The sequence below is a fragment of the Streptomyces sp. NPDC097129 genome, assembly GCF_055668065.1.
In genome coordinates this window covers 287,547-301,392 of record NZ_JBVOQE010000010.1, presented here as the reverse complement: position 1 = coordinate 301,392, position 13,846 = coordinate 287,547, and the positions used below count along the sequence as shown (strand labels likewise).

Here is a 13,846-nt window from a genome sequence, read left to right as displayed (position 1 = left end):
CCCCCACCGCTGGGCCGGCAGCCGCACCTCGGACTCGCCCGGATCAGGAGAACGCGGCCGCCGCGGTTAACAGTGCAAGTTTTTACTGACGCGTAACTTCACACGACCGCTACTCGTTCGTAACTTGACGAATGAACAGCATCCTCGTGATCCGGGTCACAGGGCGTCCTGCCGTCGTACTCCCTTGAGCCGCAAGGAGATCACCCGATGCTGCCCTTCAAGCGCCTGCTCAGACCACTGGCCGCGCTGCTGCTGACCGCCGCCGCCGTCACCGTCCCGGCCACCGCCGCCCACGCCGCCGCACCCAGTACCGGCTGGAACGACTACTCCTGCCGGCCGTCCGCCGCCCATCCGCGGCCCGTCGTCCTCGTGCACGGCACCCTCGGCAACTCCATCGACAACTGGCTCGGCCTCGCGCCCTACCTGGAGCACCGCGGCTACTGCGTCTTCTCCCTGGACTACGGCCAACTGCCGGGCGTCCCCCTCTTCCACGGCCTCGGCCCGATCGACCGCTCCGCGCAGCAGCTGAAGGAGTTCGTGGACCGGGTGCTCACCGACACCGGCGCCGCCAAGGCCGACCTCGTCGGCCACTCCCAGGGCGGCATGATGCCGCGCTACTACCTCAAGTTCCTCGGCGGGGCCGCCCGGGTGAACGCGCTCGTCGGCATCGCGCCCAGCAACCACGGCACCACTCTCAGCGGACTCACCCAGCTGCTGCCGTACTTCCCGGGCGCCGCCGGCCTGCTGAACGCCGCCACCCCCGCGCTCGCCCAGCAGGTCGTCGGCTCCGACCTGCTGACCAGGCTCAACGCGGGCGGCGACACCGTGTCCGGCGTCCACTACACCGTCCTCGCCTCCCGGTACGACGAGGTCGTCACGCCGTATCGCAGCCAGTACCTCAGCGGGCCCGACGTGAAGAACGTGCTGCTGCAGGACCTGTGCCCGCTCGACCTGTCCGAGCACGTCCTCGCCGGGCTGACCGACCGGATCGCCTTCCACGAGGTGGCCAACGCCCTCGATCCGGCCCACGCCGCCGCGACCACCTGCGCGTCCGCCGTCGGCTGACGTCCCCCCAGCCGGCCGCCGTGGAAGGTGCCGGCCTCGAAGCGGTGACCCGTGCGCGCCGGAAGAGGCCCGGCCGGCCTGAGCCGCCGGCCGGGCCCCCTCACGCTCACTCGCGGGCCGTCGCCCTGCGGCGCACCGACGCGAACAGGGCCGCCGCGCCGAGCGCCAGCGCCGCCGCGCCGCCGACGGCGACGTACGGGGTGCTGCCGTCCCCGCCGGTCTCGGCGAGGTGCTCGCCGGCGGCCGCCGCCTCCGGCCGGTTCGGCCGCGCCGCCCCCCGCGCCGCCCTGGGCTCCGGCGCGGGTTCCGCCGACGTCCGCGCGTCATTGCCGCCGTGCCCGTGGTGCTCGATGGCCGACTTGCCGGCGCCGGCCGCGATCTGCTCCTCGGTGGGCGCCGACGCGCTGGGCGCCGGGGCCGCGCCGGAGGCCGTACTGCCGGACGCCGTGGCGCCCGATGCCGTATCGCCCGACGCCGTACCGCCGAAGGTGACGTCCGAGCAGGAGTAGAACGCCTCGGGGCTGTCCGAGCGCTGCCAGACGGCGTAGAGCAGCTGACGGCCCGTGCGCTCGGGCAGGGTGCCCCCGAACGTGTAGAAGCCGCCCGCGGCGACCGGGTCGGTGGCCTTCGCCACCGGGTGCTCCAGGTCCAGGTCGTCCCAGGCCAGGGGCTGCGCGGGATCGTAACCGGGCCTGGTGAGGTACACCGTGAACGTCCCCTTGTGCGGGGCCGTCACCCGGTACCTGAAGGTGTACGCGCCGCTGTGCACGCCCGTCGCGGGCCAGTCGGCGCGGGCCAGGTCCAGGCCCTTGAACTCCTCGTTGTTCGCGCTGCACAGCCGGCCGTCCGGGATGAGCTGCCGGTGGCGGCCGGCGGCGTCGCCGACGCGGATGCCGTTCCAGTCGTACAGCGCCTGGGTACCGCCGGCCGCCACCGCCGCCTTGCAGGCGGCCGACCCCGGGCTCTCGGGGCCCTCCGCGTAACACTGCGACACCCGGCTGACCGGGTCGCCCATCGTGCCGTGCGCGGCGGCGGGCGCGGCCGCGAGGGCGGTCAGGGCGAGCGGGGCCAGGCCGAGGGCCGTGGCGGTGGCGGCCGTGCGGCGAGCACGCATGGGGGAACTCCTCGAAAGAGCCGGGGACTTGGACCGAAGACCCGTGGGGGGTGATCCGAAGCTAGCCCCGGCGCAGCGGGAAATCGCCTGCTGAGAGCGGCTGGAGGAGATCCTTATGGTCGCGTTAAGGGCGTGCTCAGTCGGGGATCAGGTAGCTACCGTTGTTCGATGACCGACCACGAGATCCGGCCCGCCGTCGCCGCCGACGTGCCCGCGGTGAAGGCCGTCACCGACGCCGCCTACCACCACTACATCGAGCGTATCGGCGTGGTGCCGCAGCCCATGGAGGCCGACCACGCGGCCGAGGTGGCCTCGGGAAAGGTGTTCGTGACGGGTGATCCGGTGGCCGGGCTGGTCGTGGTCGAGCCACGCGCCGGGCATCTGTTCCTGGACAGCATCGCCGTCCACCCCGACGCGCACGGAAGAGGCGTGGGGCGACGGCTGCTGCACTTCGTCGACGCACACGCGCGTGCGCTCGGCCTGCCCGAGGTCAGGCTCTACACCAACGCGCTGATGTGGGAGAACCAGAAGATCTATCCGAAGTACGGCTACGAGGTCGTTCAGCGGCGGGTCGACGGGCCCTACGACCGCATCCACTACCGCAAGCGGCTCGGCTGAGGGGCGGGCGCCGGGCGCGGCCCTCTCACCCGTCGGGCCACCAGGTGCGCGCGATGTCCTTTCGCACCTCGGGGCGGCCGGCGGGCCGCTCGTCGGTCTCCTCACGGACCCGGCGGGTGTCCGTCTTCTTCAGGGGCTTCTGCACGGTCACACGGCGCATGGCTGCCTCCTTCAGGATCCACCGGGTTCCGCGTTCTCACGGAGGTAGACCCTTTCGGTGAGAGTTCCTCATCGGCGCGCCCCTGTCAGTGGCGGCCGTCACGATCCGGGATGTCAGTGGCGGGTGTCATGGTGGGAGTCATGGAAAACACAAGTGATCTGGTGATTCCCCCATCTGCCCACTGGAATGCGCAGGCAGCCGAATTCGACGACGAACCAGATCACGGGCTGCGCGCCCCCGAGGTCCGCGCGGCCTGGGCGGACCGGCTGCGCGCCTGGCTGCCGCCGCGGCCGTCCGACGTCGTGGACCTCGGCTGCGGCACCGGCAGCCTGTCACTCCTCGCCGCCGAACAGGGACATCGCGTGACCGGCGTCGACAGCGCGCCCGCCATGCTGGAGCGGGCCCGCGCCAAGCTCGCCGGCCGTGACGCCGAGTTCCTGCTCGGTGACGCGGCGGCACCCCCGGTGGGGGAGCGGCGTTACGACGTGGTACTGGTCCGGCACGTGCTGTGGACGCTGCCCGAGCCCGGGCGCGTGCTGGCCCACTGGCGGGGGTTGCTGCGCCCGCAGGGCCGGCTGGTGCTGATCGAGGGCCTGTGGGGCACGCTCAGCCCGGTCGGCATACCGGCGGACCGGCTCCTCTCCCTGCTCGCCCCGCTCGCCGCCGAGGTGCGCCTGGAGCGGCTTTCGGAGGAGCCGCTGCTGTGGGGGCGTGCCGTGGACGACGAGCGGTACGCGGTGGTGGCCCTGGTCTGACCCGGCGTGGCCGGACCTGTCTACGCGAGCAGGTCCGTGAAGCGGCCGGTGCGGGCCAGGGTCTCCAGAGTGTCGAGGGCGGCCACCGCGGCGGCCGCCGCCCCGGGGTCCGACTCCGCCAGGCCGCTCGCCGCGAACTCGTCCTCGTCGAGCCGGCGTACGTCGTGGCCGTCGGCGGACCGCCACAGGTCCAGGTCGAGGTCCTCCACGACGAGTTTCCCGCCGGTCAGCGTGGCGGGGCGGGTGATGTCGCAGTACCAGCCCTTCACGGCGCCCGCCGCGTCCCGGACCTCCTTCACCGAGTACCAGCGGTCCCGCCAGTAGTACTCCGTGAACACGTCCCCCGCCTCGAAGCGCACGAAGCCGAAGTCGCGGACGGCGTCACCCGCCCACGGCGCCCGCACGGCGATCCGGGTGCCGTCGTCGGCGAGCAGCTCGGCCGGGTAACGGATCTTCGTGCGGCCCGCCTTGACGAGGACGACGTCCACCAGGGCGGTGGGGTCAGCCGAGTTCGCGGACATACCTGACCTCCGTCGCGCAGATGTCGTAGCCGAGCCGCTTGTTGATCGCGAGCATCGGTTCGTTGCCGGTGTCGTTGCCGGTGAAGGCCTCGGTGCAGCCGGCGGCCCGGGCGCGGTGCAGGGACGCGGTCTTCGCCAGAGTGGCCAGGCCGCGGCCCCGGAAGGCGCGGGCGGTGCCGGTCATCGCCGTGGAGTAACTGCCCCGGCCGTCCGTGTACGCCACGCTGAACGCCGCGGGGCGGCCCTCGGCGACCGCGACCACGGTCAGGTCCCGGTCCAGCAGCGGATGGGTCCAGTGCTGCTCGAGCCAGGCATCGTACTCCGCCACGGAGGAGTCGATGTCGCTCGGTTCGTCCGCCGTGGTCTCCGCGTCCAGCTCGAACAACGGGCGCGGATCGTCGGCGAAGTCGGCGGCCGTGCGCAGTTCCACGCCCGCCGGCACCGGTGGCACCGGAGGCAGTGCGGGATCCACGAGGTTCCGGCGCAGGAAGTGCGCGGAACGGCTGCTGCGGTAGCCGTGCCGCTCGGCGAAGGCACGGTTGGCCGGCGCCTCCAGCACCCAGGCGAACAGCCTGACCGCCCCCAGGCCCGCCAGGTACTCCTCCGCCGCGCGTACCAGCAGAGCGCCCGCGCCGTGCCGGACGCGGTCCGGGTGCACATAGACGTTCACGAACCCCTGGCCCGGCTCCGCGCTCTCGTGGGCCAGGCCCACCTGGGCGGTGCCGATCACCTCCCCGTCCTCCTCGGCGACCAGCGCCCGGAAGCGGGCGGCCGCCGGGGTGTGGGACAGGTTGTGCCGCACCGCCTCGGCGGTGAACAGGATGTAGGGCAGGGCGGCGTGGCGGACCCGGGCGAACCCTTCGAGGTCCGCCGGGACATCGGGGCACAGGTCACGGACGATCACTGTCATGGGGGCGCACGCTACGGGGCCGGACGGGGCGGGTGCCTCTCATTTTCCGGCGGGTACGGGACAATCGGCCCGTGAGCCTGAAGATCCGCATCGATGACAGCGCGCCGCCGTACGAACAGGTCCGGGCGCAGATCTCCGAACAGGCGCGCTCGGGCGTGCTGCCGGTGGGGTACCGGCTGCCGACCGTCCGCGGCCTCGCCGAGTCGCTGGGGCTGGCCGTGAACACGGTGGCCAAGGCCTACCGGGCGCTCGAGGCCGACGGAGTGATCGAGACGCGCGGCCGGCACGGCACGTACGTGGCCGCCGCCGGCTCGGCCGCTGAACGCGAACTCGCCGCCGCCGCGCAGGCTTACGCCGACCGGGCCCGCCGGCTCGGCCTCACCCAGGACGGGGCACTGGCGGCCGTGGGCGAGGCCCTGCGGGCGGCTTACGGGAGCGGCGGGTCATAAGAGGCGGGTCACGGCCGGTGCGGCACCGCCGGACTGCGCTCGGTCGATGTCACCGCTTGCGGACCAGATCCGGTGTGCGTGTCACCGTCAGGCCCGCCTTGCGGGCCGCCCGCGCGAACACCTCCGCGTCTCCCACCGCCGCCGCGTTCGGGTCGTTGTTGAAGTACGCGTACACGTCGTGGTCGTCCGTCCAGGTCGTCGCGATGCGGTCCACCCAGGTCTCCAGCGAGCGGCGGCCGTAGTGCGGCCAGGCCGCCGCGCGGCCCTGGTGGAAGCGGACGTACCCCCAGCCGGTGGTGCGCCACAGCGGGGTGACCGGGCGGGCCAGGACGTCCGCCCAGCACAGGGCCGCGCCCCGCGACTCCAGGACCGCGCGCACCTCGGGCGTCCACCACGACTCGTGCCGCGGCTCCACCGCGATCCGGGTGCCCGGCGGGAAGCAGGCCAGGCAGGCGTCCAGCAGTGCCGGGTCGCAGCGCAGGGTGGGCGGGAGCTGGAGCAGTACCGGGCCCAGCCGGTCGCCGAGCCCCGCCGCACGGCTCATCAGGCGGTCGACCGGCTCCTCGGGCTCCTTCAGCCGCTTGATGTGGGTGAGGTACCGGCTCGCCTTGACCGCGACCACGAAGTCCGCCGGCACCCGCGCGGCCCACGTCTCGAAGGTCTCCCGCGCCGGCAGCCGGTAGAAGGCGTTGTTCACCTCGACCGTGGCGAAGGCGCCCGTGTACTCCTCCAGCCACAGCCGCTGCGGAAGCCCGGACGGGTACAGCACACCCCGCCAGTCCCGGTACTGCCAGCCCGACGTACCGACGAAGAGGGTCATACCCCCATCAAAGCACCCCCGTCACGGCATCACAGGTACAGCCCCGCGTCCACCCCGCCCCGCGGCTCCGGTACGGCCGTGGGGGAGGAGCCCCGCCGCAGCGCGTACAGCTCCGCCAGCGTCGCCCCTTCCCGGCCCACCTCGTTCTCCCGGCCGGGTGCCTCGTCGCCGAGCCAGGTCACCGCCTCCGCCCGGGTGAGCCGGCCGACCTCGATGCGGGCCAGGCAGCGGCCGGGGCGCACCACCGCCGGGTGCAGCCGCTCCAGGTCCTCGTTGGTGGTGACGCCGACCAGGACGTTGCGGCCCTGCCCGAGCAGCCCGTCCGTCAGGTTCAGCAGCCGGGACAGCGCCTGGCCCGCCGTGTGCTTGGCCTCGCCGCGGATCAGCTCGTCGCAGTCCTCCAGGAGCAGCAGCCGCCAGCGGCCCTTGCCCGCCGCGTCCTCCTCGCCGATCGCGATGTCCATCAGATAGCCGACGTCGGAGAACAGCCGCTCCGGGTCGAGCACGCAGTCCACCTGGCACCAGTCCCGCCACGAGCGGGCCAGCGTGCGCAGCGCGGACGTCTTTCCGGTGCCGGGCGGGCCGTGCAGCAGCAGCAGCCGTCCCGCGATGTCCTGCGGGGTCGTCTTCATCAGGCGGTCCATCGCCTCGGCGACCGGCGCGGTGTAGTTCGCCCGCACCTCCTCCCAGGTGCCCGCGGAGATCTGCCGGGTCGTGCGGTACGGGCCGCGGCGCGGGGAGACGTACCAGAACCCCATGGTCACGTTCTCCGGCTGCGGCTCGGGCTCGTCCGCCGCGCCGTCCGTGGCCTGGTCGAGGACCTTCTGCGCGAGTTCGGCGCTGGTCGCGGTCACCGTCACGTCGGCGCCCCGGCTCCAGCGGGAGACCAGCAGCGTCCAGCCGTCGCCCTCGGCGAGCGTGGCGCTGCGGTCGTCGTCGCGGGCCACGCGCAGCACCCGCGCGCCCGGCGGCAGCAGCGACACGCCCGAGCGGACCCGGTCGAGGTTCGAGGCGTGCGCGAACGGCTGCTCGCCCGTCGCGAAGCGGCCGAGGAACAGCGCGTCGACGACGTCGGAGGGGGAGTCGGAGTCGTCGACGGTGAGCCGGATCGGCAGGGCGTCGTGCGGCTGTGCAGGCATGGCGCCCATGATCCGGCACGGGGACCCGCCGTGCACCCGGTTTCCTCCCGGAATCTCCGCAGGAGGTCGGCTGCACGTGGTTTCCACCCGTTGCGGCCGCCGTTACTGTTGCCCTTCGTGGGGGGACGTCATGGGTGGAATTCGGGGGAACTGCGGTGGAAGGTCACCGCACTGCTCGGTGTGGGCGCGGCCGTACTCGCCCTGATCCTGACGCTGATCAGCACCCTCCCCGGCGGTGGCGGCACGGCCGGCACGGCACCCGACAGCGACTCGGTGCACGGCACGCCCGTGAGCCCGGGCGGACGTCCGGCGCCGGACGTCGGCTGGGGTTTCACGCACACCCGGTTCAGCGCCGACGAGGGCAGCCCGGCCGCCGTGTCCCGCGTACGGGACCGGCTGAGGGGCAGCCGGCTGCCGCAGGACCAGGCGCTCATGGGCTGGGGCGCCGACAACCCCGAACCGGCGCCGGGCCACTACGACTTCACCTCCCTCGACCGCCGCGTCGACTTCATGCGCGCTTCCGGCGCCACCCCCGTCATCACCCTGTGCTGCGCCCCCGACTGGATGAAGGGCGGCAAGCCCGGCGCGGACCACACCGACTGGAGCCCGAGCGCACTGGAGAGAGCGCCGCGCCCCGAGCACTACGCCGACTTCGCCGCGCTCGCCGCGACCGTCGCCGAGCGCTACCCGGACGTGAAGCACTTCCTCGTCTGGAACGAGTTCAAGGGCTTCTGGAACGACGGCCGTGCCCGCTGGGACCAGGAGGGCTACACGCGGATGTACAACCTCGTGTACCGGGCGCTGAAGAAGGCCGGCCCGGACATCATGGTCGGCGGCCCCTACCTGGTGATGGACAGCCTCGACCCGCGCGCGGCCCAGGCCTCGACGACCTTCACGGGCCCGTGGGGCGCCATGGACCAGCGGGTCCTGGACGCCTTCACCTACTGGAACCGGCACAAGGCCGGCGCCGACTTCGTGGTCGTGGACGGCTCCAGCTACACCAACGACGACGAGCTGCTGCCGGACGAGTTCGCCGCCACCGACAAGTTCACCGCGGTGAGCCGCTGGGTGCGGCAGCAGACCGGGAACCTGCCGCTGTGGTGGGCGGAGTTCTACGTCGAACCGGCCGACGGCGACGACGAACGCAAGGGCTGGTCCGAGGAACGCCGTGTCGCCGTCCAGGCCGCCGGGATGATCGCGCTGGTCAAGGGCGGCGCGTCCTCCGGCTTCTACTGGAACCCGGAGAAGGAGCAGGGCGCCGCCTGCCCCGGCTGTCTGTGGACGCCCACCGACACCGCCGGCGGCGGCGCGCCCCTGCCGCTGTACGACCTGCTCTCCCGGTTCGCCGCCTCCTTCGGGCCGGGCACCCGCTACGACACCGTGCAGGTCGCCGCCGCCGACGTGCCCGACGTGCGGGTCCTGGCGAGCGGCCGGACGGCCCTGGTGGTCAACACCCTGGACCGCCCGGTCAGCACCCGGTTCGACGGCAAGCGCTGCGACCTGCCGGCGTACGGAGTGAAGTGGCTCGCGCGCTGAGCCGCCCCACCCTCACTTCAGCGTCCAGAACCGCTGCACCAGCGACGCGCACACCACCGCCAGCAGCGGCAGCGCGAACCAGAACGTGCTCTGCAGCCACCGCAGCTGCCGCACCCCCGGCCGTACCGCCACCCGCACCACCTCGCGCGCCGCGAGCAGCAGGATCAGCGCGACGGCGGCGAGCGCGCCCACCACCGACCACGGCGTCCAGGTGATCCGCGGCCCGATCGGGCCCGGCTCGGCCTGGGGCACCGCACCGGCGGACCGCCCGCGCAGCGCGTACAGCGTCACGTCCTCGTTGACGAACACCCGGGCCAGCTCCGGCCGTTCGCCGAGGTTCTGCAGCAGCCGCGGCTGCCAGGTCGCCGAATAGCCGACGTCCAGCTGCAGATAGGCGACCTGACTGCGGCCGACCATCAGATACGAGTTCGGGCCCGCGTCCTTGAGCGCCTTCACCAGCCCCGACACCAGCACCGGGTCGCTCGGCGCGAGCGTCGGCACATAGGTCACCTTCTCCATGTCCTTCGCGCCCCACGGCAGCGCCGGCGTCACATCGTTGACCGGGTCGCTGGTCAGCCACAGCAGCCGGACCGTCGGATCGTCGTGGGCGTACACCCAGTCCATGGCGGCGACCTCGCCGACCCGGGTCCGCTCGAACGGCTCGTTGCCCCACCGGGCCACCAGGAAGCCGCCGACCAGCAGCAGACCCGCCAGCAGCGCGGCCAGCGGGGCGAGGCTGACCCGGTCCTTCTCCCGCTCCTTCGCGGTGACGCCGCTGCGCGGGAAGAGAGCGAGAGCGCCGAGCAGGGCGGCGCCGGGCAGCGCGAACATGAAGACGCGCAGCGCCATCTCACCGCCGTAGGACTGCATGCCGAAGCCCAGGAACGGTACGAAGGTGAGGACCAGCAGCGACCGCTCCCGGTACTTGTGCTCGCGCCGCCGCCACCAGCCCCAGCAGGCGGCCGCCATGACACCGCCGGCCAGAGCCACTCGCGTGTGCAGCACCAGCTTGTGCGTGGAGCTGCCGCCCTCGATCCGGCCGGAGACGGACGAGGAGACGTTGCCGCCGACGCCGCCGACCCCGCCGAACAGGTCGTCGAAGTGGCCCGACCAGTACGGCTCGGCCATGAAGCCGACCCACACGGCGACCACGACGGCGAACAGCAGCGGCAGGCCGCGCAGTTCGGACCGGCCGGCCACCACCAGCGCGGCGAGCACGCCCAGCATCATGAACGGGGTGAGCTGGTGGGCCGGCACGCTCGCCGCGTACAGGCCGATCAGCACCCCGAGCAGGACGGCCCGCTGGCGGCGGTTCACGGGCTCCACCTCGGCCTCGCCGGGGCGGTACCTCGTCCACAACACGCGCGGGGCGCGGAACCAGACCAGCAGGACCGCCACGAACATCAGGTACAGCAGGTAGGTGAAGCCCTGCGGGGAGAAGTAGTCCTGGCCGACCCACCCGCCCAGCACGAAGATCCACACGCCGGTCCACTTGGCACGCCAGCTCGCCCGCAGGGAGCGCACCAGCAGGAACATCGGCGCCAGGTACAGCAGTTGGATACAGGTCGGCCACCAGCGGATGACCTCGGTGACGTCCGTGACCCCACACGCCTTCAGCACGAACGCGGCCGCCGCGAAGAACCCCGGCCAGCTCCAGCGGGCGTCCAGGTCGGGGACGGCGGAACCGGTGCGGTCGATGTAGTCCAGGAAACCCAGGTGCTGCCAGGCGGTCGGGAAGCGGGGCTCGGTCTCGATCACGGCCGGCAGTGCGTGCAGGGACACGACGGTGGCGAGCAGCGTGACCAGCAGCAGGGCCCTGTGTTCCCGGCCCCGCCACAGCAGCGAGGCGAACACGGTCACCAGCAGTGCCGCCCCCGCCAGCGTCGGCACCGGCAGCACCGACACCAGCCCGAGCCCGCCCATACGGTCCAGGTCGGCGTCGCCGAGCCGCGACGCGGGCACCCAGTACAGCAGCAGCGCCACGACCAGCAGACAGCCGAGGACCAGGCCGGGGCGGGTGGGCGTCAGACGCCCGCGCGACGAAGACGCCTTCCTGGACACCGAATCCCCGGACACCGGCTCCCCGGACACAGGCTCCCGCTCGTCCCCCTTCGGTGCGTCCGACTCCTCCCCGCCGAAGCTCGCGTCGAAGGGCTCTTCGAACGGCGCGTCGATCTCAGCGAGGCCGAGGGAGGCCTCCGAACCGGGCTCAGGCTCGCGCCTGTCCACCCGCAGGCCCAAGGCCCACTCCGGCACCCTCGGCGTGCCCGCCGGGGGAGTGCCGGGGCCGCGACGGACGTCCGGCCGGCGTTCCTGGTGGTCGAAGTCGACGTGCACGCCGAGGGCGAGGGTGTCCTCGTCCAGCGACCGGGCGGGCCGGCGGCTCAGGACCGCGGCGGTCACCTCACGGGTGCCCAGGTCGGCGAGATCGCCGTCGGGGGCGATCTGGTCGGGGACGGCCGGCTGCACCTTCACCGTCCGGTACAGCTTGGGTGCGGCGATCGCGACGATCACCGCGAGCGAGGAGACCTCGGCCACCCCCGCGCCCGTCAGACCCATCCGCGGCAGGAGCAGCAGTGTCAGGCCCAGCACCAGCACGCACAACAGGCCCTGCAGCCAGGCCAGTCCGCCGGTACGGCTCTGTGCGCGCAGCACCGCGAAGTACGTCTCCATCACGACCCGCAGCACCGCGCCCACGGCGAGCCAGCGCAGCAGCGGGGTCGCCGCGTCCGCGTAGCCGGGCCCGAACACGCCGAGGATCCAGGGCGCGCCGGCGAACAGCACCGCGGCGACCGGCAGCATGATCCGCGCCATGCGTGTGAGCGCGGCCCGGGTGTTGGCGGCGAGCCGGCCCGGGTCGTGGGAGCCCTCGACGGTGAGCGAGGCGCCCATGTTGATGGCGAGCAGGTTGCAGGTGCCGCCGATGGTGGTGGTGATGTAGAAGTACGCGTTGTCCGCTGAGCCGACCTGCGAGGCGACGATCACCGGGACGAGATAGACCACCGCGAGGGAGAACAGCGAGCCGGTGTAGTCGCCCGCCAGGAACCGCCCGATCTCCCGCGGTGCCGGCGGCTTCACGTGCTCCTCGCCGGCCCCGGCGTGCCGGGGCACCAGACGGCGGAAGACCAGCCAGCCCAGCGGCAGCACCGAGAAGGCGATCGCGGCGACCCAGGAGACGAACACGCCCGTCGTCGGGATCGCCGCCGCGAACGCGACCAGCAGCGCGAGCTTGACGGCCGAGAACACCGTGTTGCCGACCGGCACCCACAGCGCGCTGCGCAGCCCGGTGAGCACCCCGTCCTGCAGGGTGAGCAGGCTCCAGGCGACGACGGCCGCGACGAAGCCGAGCCCGTTGAGCGTGCCGTGCAGGAAGCGGTACGACGGCCCCCACGCGTCCAGCGTCAGCAGGAACACCCCGGCCGCCAGCGCCACCACGACCGAACTGCCCGCGTAGGTACGGAAGATGAGCCGACCGGTGGTGCGGCCGGCGACCGGGATGAAACGGGCGAGGGCGCCGGTCAGCGTCACGGCGGTGAGACCCGCGAGGAGTTTCATCGCGGCGATCGCGGCGGAGCCCTGCCCGACGGCCGACTCGTCGTAGTAGCGGGCGGCGGCCAGCCAGAAGCCGAGCCCGAGCACCGCGGAGATGCCGGTGTTCAGCATCAGCGCGTACGCGTTGCGGAACAGCTGGCTGCCGCCGCCGGGCAGCCGCAACCGGCGTCCCGGCGGCTGCGGCTCGCGCGGTCCGCTCGACGCTTCCTGGGCCGTGGTCGTCGTGTCAGACACGGGCTCGGCCGGCCTTCCGGCGGATCTGGCGGGCTCTGCGGACCACCGCGAACCCCTTCGTCAGAGCGCGGTCCCGGACGAACACGCGGGCGATCGCCCGGCCCTGCAGCAACCGTTCGAACTCGTCGGCGCCGGTCTCGCGGCGCACGGTCACCCGGCGCAGGGCGTACGGCCCCTGACGGCGCCGCGCGAGGGCGTTGCCGACGGCGAGCGCCTGGGCGTACCCGGCTCGGCGGACCGCCTGCCGCACCCGGCGGCTGGAGTAGCCGTAGGGGTAGGCGAACGACACGGGCGGCGCGCCCAGTTCCGCGGCGACGACGTCCCGGCAGCGGGTCAGCTCGCGGTCCAGGTCCTCGTGGCCGAGCTGGTCGAGCTGCGGGTGGGTGTGGCTGTGGCCGCCGATCTCCACTCCGGCGCCGGCTAGGGCGCGCACCTGGTCCCAGTCGAGCATGGTGTCCAGGCCGCCGCCCGTGTCGTGCTCGCCGCGCAGCCAGCCGGTGGAGACGAACAGGGTCGCCGGGAAGCCGTGCTCGACCAGCACGGGCAGGGCGTGCCGGTGCACGCCCTCGTAGCCGTCGTCGAAGGTGATGAGCACCGGCCGTGCGGGCAGCGGGCCGCCGGAGCGCCAGTGCGCGGCCAGCGCCGCCGTGCTGACCGGGGTGAGGCCCAGGTCGCCGACGAGCGCCATCTGCTCGGCGAACGCCTCCGGCGAGACCGACAGGACACGGGTGGCGTCGTTGGGCGCGGCGGCGACGGAGTGATACATGAGGATCGGCACGCTCTGCTCAGACATCGGCGCCTCCGCCGTCCCGGGCCGCGGGAGTCCGTCGGCCGGGGTTCGCGGGACGGGGCGCGTCCTGTTGCGTGGGGTGCGGCGCGCCCTGACTCGCGGGAGGTCGCCGGCTCGGACTCGCGGGGTGCGGAGCGTCCGGGCGCGTGGGAGGCGGTGCACCCTGGGCCGCGGAAGGCCTTT

The 13,846-nt window shown here is 73.2% G+C and carries 13 protein-coding genes; 5 read left to right on the top strand and 8 right to left on the bottom strand.

Annotated elements, in window-relative coordinates; all coding sequences use genetic code 11:
- The first annotated feature begins 207 nt into the window (after nt 1–207).
- The gene (locus AC0B9F_RS27850) at nt 208–1,065 is read left to right on the top strand and encodes an esterase/lipase family protein (RefSeq protein ID WP_472007194.1); all 858 of its coding nucleotides are present in this window, start codon (nt 208–210) and stop codon (nt 1,063–1,065) included.
- Between the two features lie 106 nt (nt 1,066–1,171).
- Here AC0B9F_RS27850 and AC0B9F_RS27845 read toward each other — a convergent pair whose 3' ends face one another.
- Nucleotides 1,172–2,179 (bottom strand): lytic polysaccharide monooxygenase auxiliary activity family 9 protein, encoded by a 1,008-nt coding sequence (locus AC0B9F_RS27845; protein WP_472007193.1) that lies wholly within the window; start codon nt 2,177–2,179, stop codon nt 1,172–1,174.
- 168 nt (nt 2,180–2,347) lie between these two features.
- On the opposite strand from AC0B9F_RS27845, the gene AC0B9F_RS27840 reads away from it, so the two are divergent.
- Nucleotides 2,348–2,797, top strand: a complete 450-nt coding sequence (locus AC0B9F_RS27840; protein WP_472007191.1) for a GNAT family N-acetyltransferase — start codon at nt 2,348–2,350, stop codon at nt 2,795–2,797.
- A gap of 25 nt (nt 2,798–2,822) precedes the next feature.
- On the opposite strand, the gene AC0B9F_RS27835 is transcribed toward AC0B9F_RS27840, so the two are convergent.
- Nucleotides 2,823–2,957 (bottom strand): hypothetical protein, encoded by a 135-nt coding sequence (locus tag AC0B9F_RS27835; protein ID WP_472007190.1) that lies wholly within the window; start codon nt 2,955–2,957, stop codon nt 2,823–2,825.
- Nucleotides 2,958–3,097: 140 nt separating this feature from the next.
- Here AC0B9F_RS27835 and AC0B9F_RS27830 point away from each other — a divergent pair, with 140 nt between their 5' ends.
- Nucleotides 3,098–3,712, top strand: a complete 615-nt coding sequence (locus tag AC0B9F_RS27830; RefSeq protein WP_472007188.1) for a class I SAM-dependent methyltransferase — start codon at nt 3,098–3,100, stop codon at nt 3,710–3,712.
- 20 nt (nt 3,713–3,732) lie between these two features.
- Here AC0B9F_RS27830 and AC0B9F_RS27825 read toward each other — a convergent pair whose 3' ends face one another.
- Nucleotides 3,733–4,233 (bottom strand): ribonuclease FAU-1 family protein, encoded by a 501-nt coding sequence (locus AC0B9F_RS27825; RefSeq protein WP_472007186.1) that lies wholly within the window; start codon nt 4,231–4,233, stop codon nt 3,733–3,735.
- A complete protein-coding gene (locus AC0B9F_RS27820) occupies nt 4,214–5,143 on the bottom strand; it encodes a GNAT family N-acetyltransferase (RefSeq protein WP_472007184.1) in 930 nt (309 codons plus the stop codon). The genes AC0B9F_RS27825 and AC0B9F_RS27820 overlap by 20 nt, the downstream gene beginning before the upstream one ends.
- A gap of 71 nt (nt 5,144–5,214) precedes the next feature.
- Here AC0B9F_RS27820 and AC0B9F_RS27815 point away from each other — a divergent pair, with 71 nt between their 5' ends.
- Nucleotides 5,215–5,592 carry a GntR family transcriptional regulator gene (locus AC0B9F_RS27815; protein ID WP_472007182.1) on the top strand — a complete coding sequence of 126 codons (378 nt, stop codon included), beginning with the start codon at nt 5,215–5,217 and terminating at the stop codon, nt 5,590–5,592.
- A 49-nt stretch (nt 5,593–5,641) separates the two neighbouring features.
- Here AC0B9F_RS27815 and AC0B9F_RS27810 read toward each other — a convergent pair whose 3' ends face one another.
- Together AC0B9F_RS27810 and AC0B9F_RS27805 are read right to left on the bottom strand one after the other, a co-directional pair.
- A complete protein-coding gene (locus AC0B9F_RS27810; protein ID WP_472007181.1) occupies nt 5,642–6,412 on the bottom strand; it encodes a DUF72 domain-containing protein in 771 nt (256 codons plus the stop codon).
- A 29-nt stretch (nt 6,413–6,441) separates the two neighbouring features.
- Nucleotides 6,442–7,551: a DUF5925 domain-containing protein gene (locus tag AC0B9F_RS27805; protein WP_472007179.1), complete on the bottom strand. Its 1,110-nt coding sequence runs from the start codon at nt 7,549–7,551 to the stop codon at nt 6,442–6,444.
- Nucleotides 7,552–7,668: 117 nt separating this feature from the next.
- Here AC0B9F_RS27805 and AC0B9F_RS27800 point away from each other — a divergent pair, with 117 nt between their 5' ends.
- Nucleotides 7,669–9,087, top strand: a complete 1,419-nt coding sequence (locus AC0B9F_RS27800; protein ID WP_472007178.1) for a GH39 family glycosyl hydrolase — start codon at nt 7,669–7,671, stop codon at nt 9,085–9,087.
- Between the two features lie 12 nt (nt 9,088–9,099).
- Here the strand turns inward: AC0B9F_RS27800 and AC0B9F_RS27795 are convergent, their stop codons facing one another.
- Together AC0B9F_RS27795 and AC0B9F_RS27790 are read right to left on the bottom strand one after the other, a co-directional pair.
- The gene (locus AC0B9F_RS27795) at nt 9,100–12,873 is read right to left on the bottom strand and encodes a lipopolysaccharide biosynthesis protein (RefSeq protein ID WP_472007176.1); all 3,774 of its coding nucleotides are present in this window, start codon (nt 12,871–12,873) and stop codon (nt 9,100–9,102) included.
- Nucleotides 12,866–13,666 carry a polysaccharide deacetylase family protein gene (locus tag AC0B9F_RS27790; RefSeq protein WP_472007174.1) on the bottom strand — a complete coding sequence of 267 codons (801 nt, stop codon included), beginning with the start codon at nt 13,664–13,666 and terminating at the stop codon, nt 12,866–12,868. The genes AC0B9F_RS27795 and AC0B9F_RS27790 overlap by 8 nt, the downstream gene beginning before the upstream one ends.
- Nucleotides 13,667–13,846: the final 180 nt, after the last annotated feature.